Origin of the sequence: Bradyrhizobium yuanmingense (assembly GCF_900094575.1) — a bacterium.
Lineage (GTDB): Bacteria > Pseudomonadota > Alphaproteobacteria > Rhizobiales > Xanthobacteraceae > Bradyrhizobium > Bradyrhizobium yuanmingense.
In genome coordinates, this window is the sequence record NZ_FMAE01000005.1 from 255,146 (window position 1) to 275,101 (window position 19,956).

16 protein-coding genes and 1 tRNA gene are annotated in these 19,956 nt (G+C 64.9%); 11 read left to right on the forward strand and 6 right to left on the reverse strand.

Going from position 1 to position 19,956, the window contains the following annotated elements:
* The first annotated feature begins 252 nt into the window (after nucleotides 1–252).
* The gene (recG, locus tag GA0061099_RS18580) at nucleotides 253–2,361 is read left to right on the forward strand and encodes an ATP-dependent DNA helicase RecG (RefSeq protein WP_036028115.1); all 2,109 of its coding nucleotides are present in this window, start codon (nucleotides 253–255) and stop codon (nucleotides 2,359–2,361) included.
* Nucleotides 2,362–2,521: 160 nt separating this feature from the next.
* On the opposite strand, the gene GA0061099_RS18585 is transcribed toward recG, so the two are convergent.
* The 3 genes from GA0061099_RS18585 to glmS form a co-directional block, all read right to left on the reverse strand.
* Nucleotides 2,522–3,379, reverse strand: a complete 858-nt coding sequence (locus GA0061099_RS18585) for an NAD(P)-dependent oxidoreductase (protein WP_036028116.1) — start codon at nucleotides 3,377–3,379, stop codon at nucleotides 2,522–2,524.
* 103 nt (nucleotides 3,380–3,482) lie between these two features.
* Nucleotides 3,483–4,253, reverse strand: a complete 771-nt coding sequence (locus GA0061099_RS18590) for a DUF502 domain-containing protein (RefSeq protein ID WP_036012517.1) — start codon at nucleotides 4,251–4,253, stop codon at nucleotides 3,483–3,485.
* An 83-nt stretch (nucleotides 4,254–4,336) separates the two neighbouring features.
* Nucleotides 4,337–6,163, reverse strand: a complete 1,827-nt coding sequence (gene glmS / locus GA0061099_RS18595) for a glutamine--fructose-6-phosphate transaminase (isomerizing) (RefSeq protein ID WP_074447963.1) — start codon at nucleotides 6,161–6,163, stop codon at nucleotides 4,337–4,339.
* Nucleotides 6,164–6,384: 221 nt separating this feature from the next.
* Between glmS and GA0061099_RS18600 the strand changes: the two genes are divergently transcribed.
* Nucleotides 6,385–6,603 carry a hypothetical protein gene (locus GA0061099_RS18600; protein ID WP_036012532.1) on the forward strand — a complete coding sequence of 73 codons (219 nt, stop codon included), beginning with the start codon at nucleotides 6,385–6,387 and terminating at the stop codon, nucleotides 6,601–6,603.
* A gap of 6 nt (nucleotides 6,604–6,609) precedes the next feature.
* On the opposite strand, the gene glmU is transcribed toward GA0061099_RS18600, so the two are convergent.
* Complete coding sequence (glmU, locus tag GA0061099_RS18605) at nucleotides 6,610–7,965, reverse strand: bifunctional UDP-N-acetylglucosamine diphosphorylase/glucosamine-1-phosphate N-acetyltransferase GlmU (RefSeq protein ID WP_036028122.1); 1,356 nt, start codon at nucleotides 7,963–7,965, stop codon at nucleotides 6,610–6,612.
* A gap of 174 nt (nucleotides 7,966–8,139) precedes the next feature.
* Between glmU and GA0061099_RS18610 the strand changes: the two genes are divergently transcribed.
* The 3 genes from GA0061099_RS18610 (at nucleotide 8,140) to GA0061099_RS41225 (ending at nucleotide 10,364) form a co-directional block, all read left to right on the forward strand.
* On the forward strand, nucleotides 8,140–9,519 hold the full coding sequence (locus GA0061099_RS18610) for a hypothetical protein (RefSeq protein WP_036028123.1): 1,380 nt from the start codon (nucleotides 8,140–8,142) through the stop codon (nucleotides 9,517–9,519).
* 131 nt (nucleotides 9,520–9,650) lie between these two features.
* Nucleotides 9,651–10,091, forward strand: coding sequence for an MgtC/SapB family protein (locus GA0061099_RS18615; protein ID WP_036012541.1), 441 nt, complete (start codon nucleotides 9,651–9,653; stop codon nucleotides 10,089–10,091).
* A 117-nt stretch (nucleotides 10,092–10,208) separates the two neighbouring features.
* Nucleotides 10,209–10,364, forward strand: a complete 156-nt coding sequence (locus GA0061099_RS41225) for a hypothetical protein (protein ID WP_157786023.1) — start codon at nucleotides 10,209–10,211, stop codon at nucleotides 10,362–10,364.
* Between the two features lie 33 nt (nucleotides 10,365–10,397).
* Here the strand turns inward: GA0061099_RS41225 and GA0061099_RS41230 are convergent, their stop codons facing one another.
* Complete coding sequence (locus GA0061099_RS41230; RefSeq protein ID WP_156447140.1) at nucleotides 10,398–10,544, reverse strand: hypothetical protein; 147 nt, start codon at nucleotides 10,542–10,544, stop codon at nucleotides 10,398–10,400.
* Between the two features lie 141 nt (nucleotides 10,545–10,685).
* Here GA0061099_RS41230 and GA0061099_RS18620 point away from each other — a divergent pair, with 141 nt between their 5' ends.
* A complete protein-coding gene (locus GA0061099_RS18620) occupies nucleotides 10,686–11,066 on the forward strand; it encodes a hypothetical protein (RefSeq protein WP_036012544.1) in 381 nt (126 codons plus the stop codon).
* On the opposite strand, the gene GA0061099_RS18625 is transcribed toward GA0061099_RS18620, so the two are convergent.
* Nucleotides 11,026–12,585, reverse strand: coding sequence for a glycoside hydrolase family 17 protein (locus tag GA0061099_RS18625; protein WP_036028124.1), 1,560 nt, complete (start codon nucleotides 12,583–12,585; stop codon nucleotides 11,026–11,028). The genes GA0061099_RS18620 and GA0061099_RS18625 overlap by 41 nt on opposite strands.
* A gap of 327 nt (nucleotides 12,586–12,912) precedes the next feature.
* Between GA0061099_RS18625 and GA0061099_RS18630 the strand changes: the two genes are divergently transcribed.
* The 5 genes from GA0061099_RS18630 to GA0061099_RS18655 all read left to right on the forward strand — a co-directional run bounded on the left by GA0061099_RS18630 (nucleotide 12,913) and on the right by GA0061099_RS18655 (nucleotide 18,632).
* Nucleotides 12,913–13,500, forward strand: a complete 588-nt coding sequence (locus tag GA0061099_RS18630) for a hypothetical protein (RefSeq protein ID WP_036012549.1) — start codon at nucleotides 12,913–12,915, stop codon at nucleotides 13,498–13,500.
* Between the two features lie 231 nt (nucleotides 13,501–13,731).
* Entirely contained in the window at nucleotides 13,732–16,395 is a 2,664-nt protein-coding gene (locus tag GA0061099_RS18635; RefSeq protein ID WP_036028126.1) for a glycosyltransferase, read from the forward strand.
* Between the two features lie 315 nt (nucleotides 16,396–16,710).
* Nucleotides 16,711–16,786: transfer RNA gene (locus tag GA0061099_RS18640), tRNA-Lys, on the forward strand.
* A gap of 1,190 nt (nucleotides 16,787–17,976) precedes the next feature.
* Entirely contained in the window at nucleotides 17,977–18,324 is a 348-nt protein-coding gene (locus GA0061099_RS18650) for a response regulator (protein ID WP_036012559.1), read from the forward strand.
* Nucleotides 18,325–18,419: 95 nt separating this feature from the next.
* Nucleotides 18,420–18,632, forward strand: coding sequence for a hypothetical protein (locus GA0061099_RS18655; protein WP_036028129.1), 213 nt, complete (start codon nucleotides 18,420–18,422; stop codon nucleotides 18,630–18,632).
* Nucleotides 18,633–19,956 lie beyond the last annotated feature (1,324 nt).

Here is a 19,956-nt window from a genome sequence, read left to right on the forward strand (position 1 = left end):
TCTCAAATCCAGTCAAACGCAGAAAGCCCGGACGTGCCGGGCGGGGGTGATATAGCCACTTGGACCCCCGGTGTCAGCCCTTTGTTGCGGGAGGTCGTCCCTCCAATCCGTCATGGCCGGGCATAGCCGTCTGAAGGACGGCGTCGCTTCCGCTCGCCTATGTCCCGGCCATCCACGTCGCGCGGAAAAAAAGCCGTGGATGCCCGGCATAAAGCCGGGCATGACGGCGAGGAACGATCTTAGATTCCCCGAATGCGCCCCAGCCTGCTCAATCCACTGTTTGCTCCCGTGACCAGCCTGTCCGGCGTCGGTCCGAAGCAGGACAAGCTGTTGCAGTACCTGCTCAGCCGCAGCGAGACGCCGCGGCTAGTCGATCTGCTCTTGCATCTGCCGAGCCAGGTGATCGACCGCCGGGCCCGGCCGAAGATCCGCGACGCGGCCGTTGGAACCATGGTGACGCTGGAGGTCACCGTCGATCGTCACCGCCCGCCGCCGCCGCGCAATTCGCGCGCGCCGTATCTGGTCTACGCCAGCGACGATACCGGCGACGTGGTGCTGACCTTCTTCCGCGCCAAGCCGGGCTTTGTCGAGAAGCTCTTGCCGGTCGGCGAGAAGCGCTTCGTCTCCGGCACGCTGCAAATGTACGACGGCATCCCGCAGATCGTGCATCCCGATCGCGTGCTCGACGAGGAGGCGATCTCGAAGCTGTCAGGGATCGACCCGGTCTATCCGCTGACGGAAGGGCTCGCGCTCGGCTCGCTCCGCCGCGCGATCGCGCAGGCGCTGCAAAAGCTTCCCGCGCTGCCGGAATGGATCAGCCCGGAGGTGCTGCGCCGATGTGACTTCCCGCCGATCGCGGAGGCGCTCAATCGCGTGCACCAGCCGGTCGAGCTGACCGACATCTTGCCCGACCGGCCGTTCTGGTCGCGCCTCGCCTTCGACGAGCTCTTGGCCGGCCAGCTCGCGCTCGCCCTGATCCGCGCGCAGCTGCGCCGTCCTGCGGGCGTGCGCAATGCCGGCGACGGGCATCTGCGCAACAAGATCATCGATGCCCTTCCTTACGCGCTCACACCGTCACAGCGCAACGCTGCGGCGGCGATTGCCGAAGACCTCAAGCAGCCGCTGCGCATGCTGCGCCTGCTGCAAGGTGACGTCGGCTCCGGCAAGACCGTGGTGGCGCTGCTCGCGGCCGCCGCGGTCGCCGAGGTCGGCAAGCAGGCCGCGTTGATGGCCCCGACCGAGATCCTGGCGCGCCAGCACATCAAGACCATCGCTCCGCTCGCCGAGCGCGCGGGATTGCGGGTCGCGATCCTCACCGGCCGCGAGAAGGGCAAGGAGCGGCGCGAGATCATCACTGAGCTCGCCGAGGGCGGGATCGACCTGCTCGTCGGCACCCATGCGCTGATCCAGGACGATGTCGTGTTCAGGGATCTCGCGCTCGCCATCGTCGACGAGCAGCACCGTTTCGGCGTGCGCGAGCGCCTCGCGCTGACGTCCAAGGGCGAGGCTGTCGACGTGCTGGTGCTGAGCGCAACGCCGATCCCGCGCACGCTGGTGCTGACCTATTTCGGCGATATGGACATCTCCGAGCTGCGCGAAAAGCCGGCCGGCCGCCAGCCCATCGATACCCGCGCCGTGCCGATGAGCCGCATCGGCGAGGTCATGGAAGGCGTCGGCCGTGCGCTCGAAGCCGGCAAGCTGGTCTACTGGATCTGCCCGCTGGTCGAGGAGTCCGAGGCTGAGGGCACCGAGCATCTCACCAACGCCACCAAGCGTTTCGAGACCCTGCAAAAGCGCTTCGGCGATCGCGTCGGCCTCGTCCACGGCCAGATGAAGGGCACCGAGAAGGACCGCGTCATGGCCCAGTTCGCCGCGCACGACATCGGCCTGCTGGTCGCGACCACCGTGGTCGAGGTCGGCGTCGACGTTCCGGCCGCCACCATCATGGTGATCGAGAACGCCGAGCGTTTCGGTCTTGCCCAGCTCCACCAGCTCCGCGGCCGCATCGGGCGCGGCTCCGAAGCATCGACCTGCATCCTGCTCTATGGCGAGCCGCTCGGCGAGATGTCGAAGGCGCGGCTGAAAGTGATCCGCGAGACCACCGACGGCTTCCGCATCGCCGAGGAAGACCTGAAGCTGCGCGGCGAAGGCGACGTGCTGGGCGTGCGCCAGAGCGGCCTGCCCGGCTACCGCATCGCGCGCCCGGAGGTGCATGGCCAGTTGATCGCCCAGGCAAGAGACGAGGCGCTGCGAATCCTCAAGGAGGATCCGAAGCTGAAGGGCGAACGCGGCGAAGCGCTGCGGTGCCTGCTGTATCTCTATGAGCGCGACGAGGCGATTCCGCTGATCGGAGCGGGCTAACTTTGAGGCAGTGCCGCAAGATTCGTGACAGACGCAAAGGCACCGGAACCTCCACGTCATTGCGAGCGCAGCGAAGCAATCCAGAATCTTCCCGCGGAGGCAGCCTGGATTGCTTCGCTGCGCTCGCAATGACGTGTTGAGAGAGCGAGAATGCGCGCGATCAGGCCTTCTTCCGCGCGATGCTCGCCGCGAAGGTCTTCATCAATCCCGCATCCACAGCCTCCCCCTTCGCATCCTCCGCCAGATGCTCGAACCACCGCGCAAAGCCCTCGTAGATCTGGCTGGCCGGATGATCGGGCCCGAGGAATCCTGAAATCTCCCGCATCTCGGCGACCCAGCGATAGGCCTTCGGGATCATGTCGGGCAGCGCGACTTCGAGCCGCGCCAAGATGGCGGGCTGGCTCAGCGCGAGCTCGTCGCGCAGTGCATCGGCCGCGCCCGCCTTCGTGGCTGCGATCACCATCGCCGATCCGATGCCGGCGAGGCCCTTGACGACGCCGGCATAGGACATTTTCAACGCCGAGGCCGCGCCGACCGGGCCTTCGACGATCCGCACGTCGAGGCCGAGATCCCCAAGCACGGCAACGTCCTTGGCGTGCTCGCCCGACATGTAGAAGGCCGGGCTCTTGCCACCTGGCTGCGGCGGAAAGCCGATGATGCCGGCATCGACGAACGGCGCCTGCACCGAGCCGATGATCTCCTCGATTCTTTGCACGGTATCGACATTGACGGCGTTGCAATCGACCACGACCGGCTTCTTCTCGCGCCTGACGATCAGCGCGGCCAGCCGTTCGGCCAGCGCGACGGCCTCGCCCGGCGGCACGATCGAGAGGATGATGTCGGCGTCCGCGATCGCATCGTCGTCGGCGCCGACCATGCCGGCGTCCGCCGCGCGTTTCAGCGTCGCCCCGCTCCGCCCCTTGAGCGACGTCAGCACGCGCGCACCGTTCTCGCTGAGGCGGCGGGCCACGGCGCTGCCCATGGCGCCGGGGGCGAGGATCGCAATGGTTTTGGACATCGTGCACTCCAGGTCGAATTCCGAGCGGCAGGTTCGGTCGACCTGAGCCTAGCAGAGGACGAATGCGCCCGCGTGAACGCGACCATCCCGCAACGGAATGGCCCTACTCCGCCTTCGCAGGCTCGGGCCGGAGCGTGGAGGCATTGGCGATACGCGCGGCATTCGCCATGCCCGCAAGCGCGGCCGCCTTCTTCGGATCGGGCGACGAGCCCGGCTGCACCACGCCGGCCGACATGATCAGCGTCGCGGCGTCCTCGGCGGTGAGATCGACCTCGATGATCTTGCTCTTGGGGACATAGAAGAAAAAGCCGGTTGTCGGGTTCGGCGAGCACGGCAGGAACACCGACACGTGCTCCTCCTGCCCCGGCAGGCTGCGCGAGATGTCCTCGTTCGGCGACTGCGAGATCAGCACGATCGACCACATGCCCGGCGAAGGAAACTCGACCAGGCCCACTTTCCGGAAGCTCGAGCCCTTGCCCGAGAACAGCGTCTCGAACACCTGCTTCAGGCCGCGATAGATCGCGCGCACCGCCGGGATCCGGCCGAGAAAGGTCTCGCCGACATCGACCAGCGTGCGGCCGATCAGATTGGCCGCGAGGAAGCCGACCAGCGTCAGCGTGAAGAATGCGACAATCAGTCCCCAGCCGGGAATGACGTAGGGAAGATAGGTTTCCGGCCGGTAGGCCAGCGGCACGAACGGCCGCACCACGCCGTCGACCCAGGTAACGAACCACCAGACCAGATAGAGGGTGATCGCAATCGGCCCCGTCACCACGAGGCCGGTCAGGAAATAATTGCGGAAACGGCCCATCAGGCCGGTATGCGGTTCCGGAACGGGATCAAGAGGCGCAGGCGCGTCGTCGCGGGGGGTCATTCGGGTTCCAGGTCGGTCGCTACCACAAGCTAGGGTCTTCTAGCAGGTTTTGGAAGAGAGCGGCCGATCGATATCCAGATTGCCTATTCCACGGTCACCGATTTTGCGAGGTTGCGCGGCTGGTCGACGTCGGTCCCCATCACGACGGCCGTGTGATAGGCGAGCAGCTGCACCGGGACGGCATAGACCATCGGCGTGAAGGCTGCTGCCATATCGGGCATGACGATGGTGATGAGGGACTCGACCGTCGCCTCCGCCGCGCCCTTGGCATCGGTCATGAGGATGATGTTGCCGCCGCGCGCGGCGACCTCCTGCATGTTGGAGACGGTCTTCTCGAACACGCGGTCGTGGGGTGCGATGACGACGACCGGCATGGTCTCGTCGATCAGCGCGATGGGGCCGTGCTTGAGCTCGCCGGCGGCATAGCCCTCGGCGTGGATGTAGGAGATCTCCTTCAGCTTGAGCGCACCTTCGAGCGCCAGCGGGAAGCTGGTGCCGCGGCCAAGATACAGCACGTCGCGCGACTTGGCGATCCGGTGCGCTAGCTTCTCGATCTGGAGCTCGCTCGTGAGCGCATCGGCCATCAGGCGCGGAACCTCGACGAGCCCGTGGACCAGCTTGGTCTCGTCCTCGTCCGACAATTCGCCGCGCGCCTTGCCGGCCGCGATCGCAAGGTTTGCCAGCACCATGAGCTGACAGGTGAACGCCTTGGTCGAGGCGACGCCGATCTCGGGTCCCGCCAGCGTCTGCAGCACCGTCTCGCTCTCGCGCGCGATCGTCGAGGTCGGCACGTTGACGACCGCGATCGTGTGCACGCCCTCGGCCTTGGCATAGCGCAGCGCCGCCAGCGTGTCGGCGGTCTCGCCCGACTGCGAGATGAAGATGGCGAGGTCGCCCTTGCGCAAGGGCGCCTCGCGGTAGCGGAATTCGGAGGCGACGTCGACCTCGACCGGCAGGCGCGCAAAGCGCTCGAACCAGTATTTGGCAACGAACCCGGCATAGCTCGCTGTGCCGCAGGCGGTGATGTTGATGCGCTGGATGTTCTTGAAATGGAACGGCAGCGCGACCGGCAGCGCGACGCGCTCGGTTGCCATGTCGACGTAGCGCGCCAGCGTGTGGCCGACCACCTCCGGCTGCTCGTGGATCTCCTTGGCCATGAAGTGACGGTAATTGGCCTTGTCGACCAGCGAGGTCGAGGCGGCGTGCCTGATCTTGTCGCGCTGGACGGCATGGCCGTCCTTGTCGAAGATCGCGGCGCTCTTGCGGGTCAGCACCACCCAGTCGCCGTCCTCGAGATAGCTGATCGTGTCGGTGAACGGGCCGAGCGCGATGGCGTCCGAGCCGAGATACATCTCGCCGTCGCCGTAGCCGATCGCCAGCGGCGGGCCGTTGCGGGCGCCGATCATGAGGTCGTTGTCGCCAGCGAAGATGAAGCCGAGCGCGAAGGCGCCGCGCAGGCGCGCCAGCGTCAGCTTCACCGCTTCCACGGGCTTATTGCCGCGCGTGAGCAAATCGTCGACGAGATGCAGCACGATCTCGGTGTCGGTCTCGGTGTGGAACACCGTGCCCTTCTTTTCGAGCTCCTCGCGCAGCTCGCGGAAATTCTCGATGATGCCGTTGTGGACCACGGCGACGCGCTCGGTCGCGTGCGGGTGGGCGTTGTTGACGGTCGGCTTGCCGTGGGTGGCCCAGCGCGTGTGACCGATCCCGGTGGTGCCCTTGAGCGGCTCGGCCTCCAGCCGCTTCTCCAGATTCTTCAGCTTGCCCTCGGCGCGGCGGCGCTCCAGGTGCTTGCCTTCGAGCGTGGCCACGCCCGCGGAATCGTAGCCGCGATATTCGAGGCGTTTGAGCGAATCCACCAATTGCTCTGCAACCGGCTCGCGCCCGAGAATGCCGACAATCCCGCACATGCGGATCACTATCCCCCAAATCGTCGAAAAAATCGCCTAAACGACGCGCCCGGTTTTTAGCGAAAATAGCAGGGAACCAGATACTCAATAATTATTGCTGATTGAGACAGCACGGGCCCGCGACCGCTGCGTCGTCTGCGTCGAATTGGCCGGCTTAAACCGCGCACGTTAACCGATTGTCAATACATTTGGCCAACGATTCCGGTCAGGAGAACCAGGCCATGAAAGGCTCATCCGACCGCAAGGGTCTGTCGTCGATGTATCTGCGCGCCAGCGAGACCACGGGCACGCACCTTGCGCATTGGCCGCCGCCGCTGCGCGGCAAAGAGAACAAGCCCCTCTTCATCAAGCATCCCGAAGGCGAGCCGGTGAAGCGCGCCAAGCCGCGCGGCTGGCGCCTGACCCGCGCGATCTTCTCCGAATTCGCCGACGAAGAATAGCGCCGCTCACGTCTCCGGCTTCTTGCCGCCGGTCTTCATCTCGCGATAGCGCGCCGCGCCGCCATCCCGGATCGTCTGCGGGCTCCGCTCCAGCGCCATCGCGTCGTCGGGGACGTCCTTCGTGATCACCGAGCCCGAGCCGATATAGGCACCATTGCCGATCGTCACCGGGGCGACCAGCGAGGAGTTGGTGCCGACGAAGGCGCCCTGCCCGATCACTGTCTTGTGCTTCTTGAAGCCATCGTAGTTGCAGGTGATGGTGCCGGCGCCGATGTTGGAATTGGCGCCGACGGTGGCATCGCCGATATAGGAGAGATGGTTGACCTTGACGCCGGCCTCCAGCGTCGCCGCCTTGGTCTCCACAAAATTGCCGATGCGCGCGCCGTCGCCGAGCGAGGTGCCGGGCCGCAGCCGCGCATAGGGTCCGATCGAGACCTTCCTGCCGAGCGTAGTCTCGACGATATGCGAGAACGAATGGATCACCGCGCCGTCCCCAATCGACACGCCGGGGCCGATCACCACGAACGGCTCGATCGTCACGTCCTTGCCGAACACGGTGTCAGCGGACAGATACACCGTCTCCGGCGCGATCAGCGTGACGCCGGCCTCCATCGCCGCCTTGCGCAAACGCGCCTGCATTACGGCTTCGGCCTCGGCGAGCTGCGCCTTGGTGTTGATGCCGCGCACCTCGTCCTCGCTGGTTTCGATCACCACCGACTCCCATCCCTGCCTGCGGACGATTTCGACCGCATCCGTCAGATAATATTCGCCCTTGGAATTGGCATTGCCGATCTGCCCGAGAATGTCGAGCGCACGGCGACCGTCGATCGCCATCACGCCGGCATTGCACAGATCGATCTTGCGCTCGTCCGCGCTGGCATCGGCCTGCTCGCGGATCGCAACCAGGCGGTCGCCCTCGACGATGAAGCGGCCGTAGCCGGTCGGGTCGGCGGCGCGAAAGCCGAGCGCGGCAATGGCTGCGCCGCGGGCGAGCGGCGCGCGCAGCCGCGCAAAGGTCTCGGCCGAGATCAGCGGCGTGTCGCCGAACGCGATGAGGAGATCGTCGGCGCCGCTCGCGATCGCCTCGCGCGCCGCCAGTACCGCATGCGCGGTGCCGAGCCGCTCGGCCTGCACGAAGGTCAGCGCGTCGGGACGGATGCGCTTGGCTTCGTCGGCGACCGCCTGATGATCGGGGCCGATCACCACCGCGAGCGAGGTGCCGGTTCCCTTGGGTGCGGCGGCGAGCACGTGCGCGAGCAGACTCCGGTGCGCGACCGGATGCAGCACCTTCGGCAGGCTCGATCGCATGCGCGTGCCTTCGCCGGCGGCGAGCACGATCGTGAGGCTGGAACGGGCGGTCATCGAAATCCTGACAGCTATGGCCGAATCAAATTGGCGCGGACGGGCGGCAACGCCCTCGGAAGCTATCGCCTTGCTACCCCCGCAAACGCCCGGAATTCAAGTGCGGCGCGCTTTTCCTGTTAATGTTCCCTGATTGATTCGGGGAAGCCGGACGGGGCTGGGCGCTTAACATTCATGGCAAAGGAATCCGACCCACTGGCGGACGCTTTCTCCACCAAGGAGACCGGCGGGCTGTTCTCCGGACTTTTGGCCGAGGAAAGTGCCTTCGACCGGCGCATGATGTGGCGGCTGGGCTCGTGGGGCGTGGCGGCCGTCGGCGCCGTCGTCATTGCCCTGATGGCCAACCAGGCCCAGCTCGGCTGGCGGCGCGACCAGGTTGCGTCCGCCGATCTCGTGCGCCAGGCCGACCGGCTGCAGCTGCTGACCAAGGAGAGCCAGAACGAAGCGCGCCGGCTCGCCGCCGCGATCGAGACGCTGAACAGCGACCGCGACCGGCTGTATTCGCGCGTCACCGTGCTGGAGCAAGGGCTCGATTCCGTCACCGGCGCCATAGCGAAGCAAGCGGCCGCGCCGCCGCCGGGCGCGAAGCCGCAGGACGCAGCACCCGCGGCTCCCAATGTCGCGCCGGTTGCTTCGACGCCGACGGCGACGAGCGAGAAGCCGCGCAGCGAAGCCGCCAAGGATGCTCAGAAGGATTCGCCAAAGGATGCTCAGAAGGAAACGTTGAAGGAGCCGCCGAGCCCGCCGCCGCAGACCGCGGCCGCCGCCTCGCTCGTGCAACAGAATCCGGCCATGACTTCGGCGCTGCCGACCATTCCGCTGGTGCCCGCCAAGTCGCTCATGGCGCCACCTGATCCGGCCGCATCGAAACTGATTCAACCTGAGACAGCCGAGCAGAAGGCCGAGCCGGCGCCCGCCGCAGCCGAAATCGTGGCGACAGCAACCAAGCCGCCAGAGCCAGCCGAGAGCGAATCCCCTGCCATCGCCGTTCAGCAGACGCGCTTTGCGATCGATCTCGGCGGCGCCAACTCGATCGACGGCCTGCGCGCGCTCTGGCGCGGCGTGACCAAGTCCAACCCGGAGATCGCAGCGCTGCGGCCGATCATCATGATCAAGGAAGGCAACACCGGCCTCGGCATGCAGCTCCGCCTGGGCGCCGGCCCCCTGGTCAATGCCGCCGCCGCCGCAAAATTCTGCGCGGGTCTCGCCGAGAGCAATCGTCACTGCGAGACCACCGTGTTCGATGGCCAGCGCCTGTCGATGCGTGGCGGTCCGGACAAGGTACAAGACAAGGCGCAAGAGAAGACTCAGGACAGAGTCCCGGACAAGGGTTCGGAGACGAGCCAGGACGCTGGCCCTCCAGCTGAAACGGCCCCTGTGTCGAGCGCGAAGCCCGAAAAGCCGCAACGCCGCCGCAGCTACTCCTCAAAACGCACCAAGCGCGACGAGCCCGCCCCCGCTCCCGCCGCGCAGCCGGCGCCAGCACCGGCGAAACCGGAGGCGGCAGCGTCGTCCGCGGGATCGACGCTGTCGTCGTTCTTCAGGCGACAATGACGCCTCGGTCCCGGCGCACGCAGCCAGCATGCGACCAACGGACGCTTGGACCTCGGCCGCGCTTGGCAGCAAGTTCGCAGGTCCATGTCCGACGTGCGCGAAGCGTCGCCCCTCCAGAAACGCGGGTCTTGATGAACGAACTGGATGATGTGCTGAGGCTACTCGTCGCGGCGGCTACGGGCCTCGTGATCGGCATCGACCGCGACATGAACGACAAGCCGGTGGGCATGCGCACCCTGGCGCTGGTGGCCTTGGGCTCTGCGCTGATCTCGATTTCCGTGATCGAGTTTCAGAATTTGCGCGACCACCCGGATGCGGTCTCGAGGGTGGTCCAAGGCATTGTTACCGGCGTGCTGAGCGGCGTCGGCTTCATCGGTGCGGGCGTCATCCTGCACGACGTCAAGGCCAAGACGGTTCATGGCCTCACTACGGCGGCGACTGTCTGGATCGCTGCCGGTCTTGGCATCGCCTGCGCGCTGGGCGCCTGGCTGCTGGTGGGCGCTGCCATCGCAGTCACGTTATTCGTGCTGTTCGCGCTCAGCTGGCTCGAACGTCGCCTGGGGTTGAAGTAAGTCTGGTAGTCGCACATGGCCGGTGAGCGGCTTCATGCCTCCGCCCAAGTACCAAATGATACGAACGAGACCAACCTGACACGGCACACTCCGCACCGGACTTGATTCGGAGCGGAGATGACGGACGCGAACTTTCTGCGTGAGCAACTCGCGTTGATCCGCGAACTGGCCGAGCTGGCCGATCCCCACATCAGGAAGCGACTGCTCGCCTTGGCGGAAAAATACGAGCGCCGGCTGGCGGAGCAGAGCCGGAACACGCAAGGTCGCAGCTGATCGTCCTTGATCGCCCTTGGCGCAGGCGATGACCTATTCCATGCGCGCCTTCTCCTTCAGATCGCGGATGCGCATCTCCGCCTCGTCCTTGGACTGGACGATGTCCGACCAATCCTCGACCCGCGCCTCCTTGCTCAGCCTCTTGAGCTCGCTCAGCTGCTCCTGCGTCGGCTTGTCCATGCCTCACTCCTAGGCGGTGTTGGCAACACAATGTTGAGAACCAGCGGGAGGCTCGCGTGTTCCTGGAGAGTGCCCGGGCGGATCAACAGAAACCTCGCCTGCCCTGTTGCCTGGCCGCGCCTTCCCGACCATATTGCCGCCATGACAAAGAAGCCCTTCCGCCTCACGCCCTACCAGGTGCAGTTCCTGCTCGTGGTCGGATTCGTCACCGTCGGCTGCGCGCTCTACGTGCGCTATCTCGCGATCGAGTTTTCGCAGGTCGCGCTCGCCTGCGACGCCGGGCTTCAGACCCTGGTCTGCAAGTCGCGCTCGGTCTCGACCGTGCTGTTCAAGAATTCGGTGTTCGGCATCGTGGCGCTGGTGGTTGCGACGCTGAACCTGATGCGGCCGTCGATCGTGCTGCTGACCGTCGGCCTCATCGCCGCCGGCCTCGGCATCGTGCTCTACAATGTCGTGCTGTCGGGCCTTGCGATCGGCCTGCTTATCCTTGGCTTTGCTCGGCCCGCGCCCGCCACAGCGTGAGCGCGAACAACAGATAGATCGCGCAGGTCCACAGCGACTGCCAATTGTCGCGACCTTCGTTGAACAGCACGTACACGGCGGACAGCGCCAGCACCCCCGCGAACACCGCTTCGGCGATCGGACGCTGGCCGATCTGCGGCCGGTTCAGCATCAGAAGCGCAAACGGCACCACAGCCATCGTCAGCGCGGCGTAAGGAAAATCCTTGTAGCGCGGATCGAACACGAAGCCGAGCGCGGTCGCGGAAGCGATCACCGCGGTCACCGCCAGCGTCAGGCCGAGCACCGCCGTGAGCTTCGACCATTTCCGGCCCTCGCGCGGGCCGAGCAGGTCGAGGAAGGTCGGCAGGCTGCGGCCGATCACCATCGCCTGCGCGCAGAAGATCGGCGACAGGATGCCGGCCAGCAGCAACGCGCCCCAGAGCAGCCAGCCGCCGATCCCGTAGCTCTCGTAGTACATCTTGTCGGCGCCGATCCCGAGCAGGATTCCGGCGGTCGTCGCCGAGATGCCGACGCCGAGCCAGGCCGGGAAACGCGGTGTCCACGGCCGGCGGCGCAGCGTGATCAGCGCGACAGCGAACACCAGGACGGAAAGCCCCATGCCGGCGCCCATGTACCATTTCCAGTACGGGAAATTGCTGATCGGCTGTCCCGGCGGATATTTCAGGCTCCTGCGCACCGAGTCGTAGAGGCCCCAATAGCCGCCGACGGTGCCTTCCAGCCTGCGCTTCCAGGGCTGGTCGTAGGACTCGATGAGATTGACGCGGAACTTCTGCGCCTTCGCAAGGCCGAGGATTTCCGAGACGACGCGCGCCTGATTGGTGCGCGAGGGCAGTGCGCCGTCGCGCATGCGGCCCGCGCTCGGCCAGCCGGTTTCGCCGATCAGGATCTCCTTGCCGGGAAACGCCACCGCCATGCGCTCGCGGATCTGTTCGACATGGGCGGCAGCGAACTTCGCCCTGATCGGGAAATCCTCCCAATAGGGCAGGATATGAATCGTGACGAAGTCGACGGCGTCATACACCTCGCGGTTCTTCAGCCAATATTCCCACACATCGGCATAGGTCACGGGCACGCCGACCTGGGTCTTAACCAGGCGGATGAGAGCGACGAGGTCCGCCGTCGTCATCTCACCGCGCAGCAGCACCTCGTTGCCGACGATGACGGAGGTGATGACGTCAGGGAATTGCTTGATGAGGCGAATGGCGAGCCCGGCCTGCTCGTAGTTCTTGGTGCGGTTGCTCGAGAGCCAGATGCCCTGCAGCACCTTCATCCCGCCGACCTTGGCGGCGACCGCCGGCACCTGGTCGAGCCCGTTCTCCAGCGAATAGGTGCGGACGCAGTCGGTGATCTCCTTGAGCTGGCGCAGGTCCTGTTCGATCTGGTCGGCATCGATATGGGTCCATGCGTCCAGCGGCGACTGCTCGCCGCGGAACGGCGCGTAGGAGACGCATTGAACCTTGTCGGCGGGATCGATCGGGGCGCGCGCGAGCGTGATCGGCGTGGCAAGCCACCACCACACGGCAGCGATCGCACCCAGTGAGACGAGCAGAAGCGCCAGTGGCGTACGAAGAGAAATCGGTTCCGTCCTCCGCGAAGGGCCGTCGATTACCTTCTCGCACGCCGTCTGCCAAGGGGGCACGTCCGGTGGATCCCTTGCGCCCCCAAGGAATTTACCTGCGCCGGTTCACCGTGATCTAGGATCGTGACTTTGCTGGACAAAATTCGAAATACAGGTCATGGACTCCGAAAGACTTTTCCGCCGCATTGGAGACCCATTTGGACGCCATCAGCTAGCGCGTCCGCGGGGCTCCTGACGCGGACGGCCAGCGCATACATTGGGGAATTCATGCGGCAACGGGTGTTCGAGTCACGAAATGCGGTCCTGCGGCAGTTCGCCGCCACCTTGGCCGTCTCCTGCCTGCTCGTTCTGACCGGTGCTGGCGGCGCTTCCGCCCAGAGCGGTCCGCCGGGCCCCGAACAGGGCAAGGCGGCCGCCCAGCCCGCCGACGCCGCCAAGGACGCCGCCCAGAATCAGCGCCGCACCGACGAGTTCGCAGAAGCCGCCCAGGTCATCAACGGCCCGGCCGGCAATCCCGAATGCGTCTGGCTCGGCCGGCGCGTGGTGCGGCTGATGTGGCGGGACGACCTCGATACCGCATTCCGTCATCTCGACCTCTACGACCGCTTCGGCTGTCCCGGCGGCCACATCCAGGCCGCGTTCCGCTGCCTGACCCGTTTCGGCGGCCAGATCGACCCCAAGGTGGCCGAAACTCTGGATAGCCGCGTGCACGCGTGCTGGATCAACCCGGCCGCCCAGCCGCAGCAGGCGGCGGCCGCGGCCGCCCAGCCGGCAGCGCCGGCCGCCAATGCGCAGCCGCAGCCGGCCGCGAGCCCCTCGCCTGCGGCAAGCCCGTCCCCCACGCCGGCGAAATAGCCCAAGCCAAAATAGCTCCGGTCGTTTCAGCTGCCGTTCAGGAACGACCGGCCATAGAGACGGTTGGCACTGCCGCGCGTCGTTCGAAAAGGCCATGCCCTCATAAGGACATGAGGCCATGACAGTTGTGAAACCGCGCGGCAGAGATATGCTCCCTTTGCCGCGGACTTGGTCGGATCTCGGGGTCGGATCCGCTTCCCTGCCACCTCAGCCCCTATTGGTTTAGCCGCGATGCGCGTTGTCGCCGCCGTTCTGTTGCTCGTGTCTGCGCTCCACGCAGGCAGTTGGGGAGTCCTGCGCGACAGGGAACCTGCGCCGGACTTCAAGGGCCTGGTGCCGAGCCTGTCCTATACGCCGTTCGAACCGGGCCATGTCGTCGACCTCAAGGTCGACCCTGACAAGATTCGCGCGGACTTGAAGAAGCTGTCGACCCTCACGCGAGCTATACGGTCCTACACCGCGACGGAAGGCAGCGAGCTGGTGCCGCCGATCGCGGCCGAGTTCGGCCTCAAGGTCACGGTCGGCGCGTGGATCGACAAGGACGAGGATCGCAACGAGCGGGAGATCAAGGCCGCCATCGAGCTCGCCCGCAAGAACAGCAACGTGATCGGCATCGTGGTCGGCAACGAGGTGATCTACCGCGGCGAGATGAAGGTCGAGGACCTCATCAGCAAGATCAAGAAGGTCAAGAGCGCGGTCCGTGTTCCCGTGACGACGGGCGAGATCTGGAACATCTGGCGCGATTTTCCGGACCTCGCCTCCAGCGTCGACTTCATCGCCGCGCACGTGCTGCCCTATTGGGAAAACTTCCGTTCGGATCAGGCCGTCGACCAGGCCGTGGACCGCTACGACCTCCTGCGCAATCAGTTCCCGGGCAAGCGCATCGTGATCGCCGAGTTCGGCTGGCCGAGCGCAGGCTATAATTTGCGCAACGCAGATCCAGGTCCGTTCCAGCAGGCGCTGACCTTGCGCAACTTCGTCACCCGCGCCGAAGCGCTCGGCATGGACTACAACATCGTCGAAGCCCTCGATCGGCCCTGGAAATTCTTCGAAGGCGGCGTCGGTCCGTATTGGGGCGTCCTCAATGCCAGCGGCGAGCCGAAATTCGCCTGGACCGGCCCGGTCGAGAACCCCGATTATTGGAAGCTGATGGGCATCGCGCTGCTGGTCGGCGTGCTGCTGTCGTTACCGATCCTGCGGATCGAGAAGGCGACCGCGAAGCAAGCCTTCCTGCTGTCGGCGACCGCCAACGGCGTCGGCGCCTGGGCCGCGACCGTGTTCGCCTATTGGAACGGCCACTACTTCCTGTTCGGCTCGGCTTTCGCGCTGACGCTCGGCATGATCCTCCTTGTTCCGCTGGTCCTCATCGCGATGGCGCGCATCGACGAGATCGCCGCGGTTGCCTTCGGCCGGCCGCCGCAGCGCCTGATCGCCAAGAACAAGCCGGTCGAGAACGTGCCCGAGGATTACTGCCCCAAGGTCTCGATCCATATCCCCGCTTATTTCGAGCCCGTCGAGATGCTGAAGCAGACGCTGGATGCGCTGTCGCGGCTGAACTACCCGAACTACGAATGCGTGGTCATCATCAACAACACGCCGGATCCCGCCTTCTGGCAGCCGATCCAGGACCATTGCCGCGCGCTCGGTGAACGCTTCAAGTTCATCAACGCCGAGAAGGTGCAGGGCTTCAAGGCCGGCGCGCTGCGGATCGCGATGGACCGCACCGCGGCGGATGCCGAGATCATCGGCATTCTCGATGCTGACTATGTCGTCGAGCCCGATTGGCTGAAGGACCTCGTGCCTGCTTTTGCCGACCCGCGCGTCGGCCTCGTGCAGGCGCCGCAGGAGCACCGCGACGGCGATCTGTCGATCATGCACTACATCATGAACGGCGAATATGCCGGCTTCTTCGACATCGGCATGGTCCAGCGCAACGAGGCCAACGCCATCATCGTGCACGGCACGATGTGCCTGATCCGCCGCGCCGCGATGGACATGGCCGGCGGCTGGTCGAGCGACACGATCTGCGAGGACTCAGATCTCGGCCTTGCCATCCAAGAGCTCGGCTGGACCACCCACTACACCAACACCCGCTACGGCGCAGGCCTACTGCCGGACACCTATGAAGCCTTCAAGAAGCAGCGGCACCGCTGGGCCTATGGCGGCCTGCAGATCGTGAAGAAGCATTGGCGCCGCTTCCTGCCCGGCGCGAGCCGGCTGACGCCCGACCAGAAGCGCGAATATGGCCTCGGCTGGCTGAACTGGCTGGGCGCCGAAAGCCTCGGCGTGGTCGTGGCGCTGCTCAACCTCATCTGGGTGCCGATCGTCGCCTTCGCCGACATCGCCATTCCCGACAAGATCCTGACGCTGCCGATTATCGGCGCGTTCATCGTCTCGCTGGTGCACTTCCTGTCGATGTACCGCGCCCGCGTCGCCATCAAGCCCGGCCAGATGCTGGGCGCCATGATCGCGGCGATGAGCGTGCAATGGACGGTGTCGCGCGCGGTGGCGCAGGGCCTGATCACCGAGCACATCGCCTTCGCCCGCACCTCCAAAGGCGGCCTGTCCCGCATGTCGATCGAGTTCCAGGCGTTCTGGGAAGCCGTGATCGGCACCCTGCTCCTGGTCGGCGCCGGCGTGCTGATCGCCACCAACAGCTACAAGCAGATCACCGAGATCTACATCTTCGCCGGCGTTTTGGTGCTGCAGAGCCTGCCGTTCCTCGCCGCGGTCGCCATCGCCATCCTCGAGCTCAGCCGCATCAACTCGTTCCAGTTCTGGCGCGACAGCGCGATCCGCACCGCCGAGCTGATCGGCTTGCGCCCGGTCGCGCTGCCCCACCCGACCGGCACGCCGCAGCCGGTGCCGAGCGAGGTCCGGCGGGAGACGAACTGATCCTGCTCCACGCCGGTCTTCGGCCTCGTGCCTGGAATCACGCGGTCTCCGGCGTGGATGACCGGCCGCCAATCGAGGTGAGAATTTTGGCCTAAGCGACGGATAGCCCAGGCAAATCCCCGATCCTGCCGCGATCTTCGGCAACCACCCGCACTATTGACCTCCGCAGCCACTCCCCCTACACAGCGCGGGCCGAAGGCATGATCCGGAAACAGCCGGTTTTCCCCGCGACGCGATCTCTAGGCGAAGCGGCAAGACATGCCTCTCGAATGTCCGAACACGATGGCGATCTCTTCGAGCCATCAGCGGCCATGGGAGCGCGTAGCTCAGCCGGTAGAGCACGTGACTTTTAATCACGGGGTCCTGGGTTCGAGCCCCAGCGCGCTCACCAAGCTAATCAAGCACCTAGAGCCAAAATTCAGCCCTTCGAGTTGAGGGGATTTTTGGGGCCTGCACACAGTGTGCACACTCGCCGGGTGCAGCCATGACCGCCATCGATATTGTCGGCTGGGTTCTCTTGGCAGTGGTTATGGTGCTAACCCTAGGCTTTGCGAAGAAGCCGCCAACGTGAGCCGTGCCATTCACAGCGGGTTCATACGTGCTGAGGCACGCTGCGCCCCATGGAGATTCTCAGATGATCGTTTCCGTGCTCGCCGCAGCATTACTTATGGGCCCGCCCGTGCCGGGGCTGGTTCAGCCACCCATCCAGCAGGTCCAGTATGGTGTGCCAAGACACCCGCCTCCATGCGGCCACGGTTGGGATCTGAGCGCCCGAGACGGCATGTGTTATCCGAACGGAGCCCTCCCTCCTCAAGAACAGGCTGCGCGGCAGTACTATCATCGCGGCGGCGGAGGTTACGGTGGAGGCTACGGTAGACATCCCGTCCGATGCGGCCACGGCGCCGACGTCGATATTCGAGACGGTCGGTGCTACCCCAACGGCACGGTGCCGCCACAGTTTCAGCAGGGCCGGCAGGGATATTACGGTTATGGCGACTATTATCACCGCCCAAGGCGCCATTACTATTAAGCTATCAAAGGCCCGCCAGCGCGAACCGGCGGGCTCCTGTCACAAGCCTGTGGCATGTCCGTTGCACAGTCGAAGCCAACTGGGATTTCAGCGCTCAGTTTGAGAATGACACGCTGCCGGGACATGTATTTCGAGCCCGGCAGCGTTCGATTTCGAGACTCGTGAGACAACCGCTATGGCATGAGCAGAATCAAGCGCACGGGCACATTTCCGGAGGCTGCTGCTTCGCCTCCTCCGGATCATCGTCCTCAGCGTCGCTGTCGTCCTGCTCCATGTCGGTGAAATAGTCGCCTCGCATGCTCTTGGTTCATTGCCCGATCCAGGCTCCCGGCCCTGGGTTCGAGCCCCAGCGCGCTCACCAATAAAATCAAGTCGCAAAAATCGAAATGCCGTCCGGCTCAGCAGGTGGGCAGGAACAAAGGTCACCCGTTCCAGCTTGAGTCTCGCTGGCTCGTCGGCCGAGTTGGCGGAGGCGGCGCCGACCAGCCGGCACTATGTTTTCTGCGCATGGGTCCTCATGTCGTGGACGAAGAGCGCGACTGGAGGGAGACTTGCGGGTTCTTGTAGCCGAAGACGAAGACCTGATCCGGGACGTGGTGGTCGACATCCTGGAGACTCACGGGCACGAGGTGATGGAAGCTGATAGCGGCGAGCGCGCGCTCGAGCTCTGTGCCGAAGCCACACCCGATCTCTTGTTCACCGACATCAGGTTGGCGGGCTCGCTGACGGGCTGGGATGTCGCCATCCAGTGCAGGCAATCCAATCCGCGCATGCCTGTGATCTACGCCACCGGCTACACGCACGCCGCTCCGCGTCCGGTGTCCGGCAGCATCATGCTCCAGAAGCCGTTCGGGCTTGAACGCCTCTTGGAAGCGATGCAGTCGCTCGCGGGCGATTAGCTGCAGCCAGCCGCGGTCAATGCTCCGCAGACTGACAATTGTCAGTCGTTCGACTCCACACAGGAACGAAGGGCCTTCCGCACGCTTTGGCAGGAATGCCAAATGTCTCGCCCGGGATGGTCAGGCCGCTGCGGCTCGCTCTGCTGTATGGGCACCTGATCGCGCGGGGCGCGCAGCTGTATCATCCGGGCGGCTCGCAGCCGGTGTGCAGCCTGTCATTGGCCAAGCAAATGGTCGAGGCGGGTTTGCTCTGCGCAAATGGCGAGAGCTTCGAGCTGACGCAGGAAGGCCGGAGCTTCGCCGGTTGATGCGCACCGCATCATTGGCTTCCCCATGAACTCAACAACCGCTGGCGCGTGACCACGGTCGTGAAGTCAAGCGAGGCGTTCCAAGCAGCCCGCCCGCCGGATCTGACAATCTACGGTGACAGTGCACTCAACTGTGAACGAAAACTCGGCCAGTTGCCACTTTTTCCCGAAACGATTCACATATGCGAATGAAGCTACAAAGAAGAATGCCCCTTCCTGAGAGGTGCTGGGCAAATCGGGAGCATGCTTCATTGACTGACGAGGTTCCGTCGCAAAGCCGATTTTTCATTCGCATGGGCGGCAAGGGTTGGATGGTCTACGATCGAGAACGCAGGGGCCCAGCACTGATCGGGACCGATATGGCGGCCAATCTGACCAAGGAGCGAGCTGAACAATTGCTACTTCTGCTGATGCCCTCACGCGCGGAGAGGTCGCGTGCGGCGAACGATGGTGGTCCGCCAGCGTGAACCGGTAGGCCCCAATGGTTGCGGCCTCCTTTCTCGGGCGCCGCATTCGAACGTGTTCACCGGCCGCCGTTCGCGTTGCCGTCGGGGCTGGTTCTGGCCTAGACCTCGAAAATTTAATGCTGGACGGTATCTTTTGAGACACCCAGCTCGAATGTTTGAGCAGACGATATCACCCGGCGTGCCACGCTGAGTGGTGCGTCGGGCGGCCTCGGTGTGTCCGCAGCCAGCCCCGGGACGCCCGGGGCCGTTCCTTTGGATTCACGTTTGTTGATGCAGGAACGTCCCTCCAGGACGAACATGTCGTTACCGGGGCTGGCAAGTTTCATCTCGGATCTATCGTAACCCGGTAGGGCCGCTGTTCCAGAGCGGCGGCCCTTGTTCTGAAGCGTGAACCGGGGGCCGCGCCTAGCGCCTCTTTGGCCGATCGGTTTCTGCTGATCGCGATTTAGGGTTGCCACCCTTGCGAATTGTCGGGGGCGGCTTGCCCGCGTGACTATGCCTCTCTTGCATTTGCTCGGCTGCGACTACGCGCGAGCGCAGATCTTCCAATGCGGAAAGCCCAGAAGCAAGCTCATCGAAACGCTGCTTCAGAACAGCGGTGTGATCGAAAGTGCCCATGTACCCCCTCCGTCAACGAGCCGACCGAAAAGTGGGAAAATCATGCAATCGAGGAATGCAGAGGCATGGAGTCAGTTCCTTTGAAGAGTGCTGCGCCGTTGTCGCAGTTCGTGCGATGCGACTCGGCTCCTCCATCCGCGAACGCTCAGAGGCAGGCGCCACGGCCACGATCGCAAATCGCGCCTAGCGCCAATGACGGCCCCGACCGTGGGGGGCTTTTGGGGTGTGAGGCCGGGGCC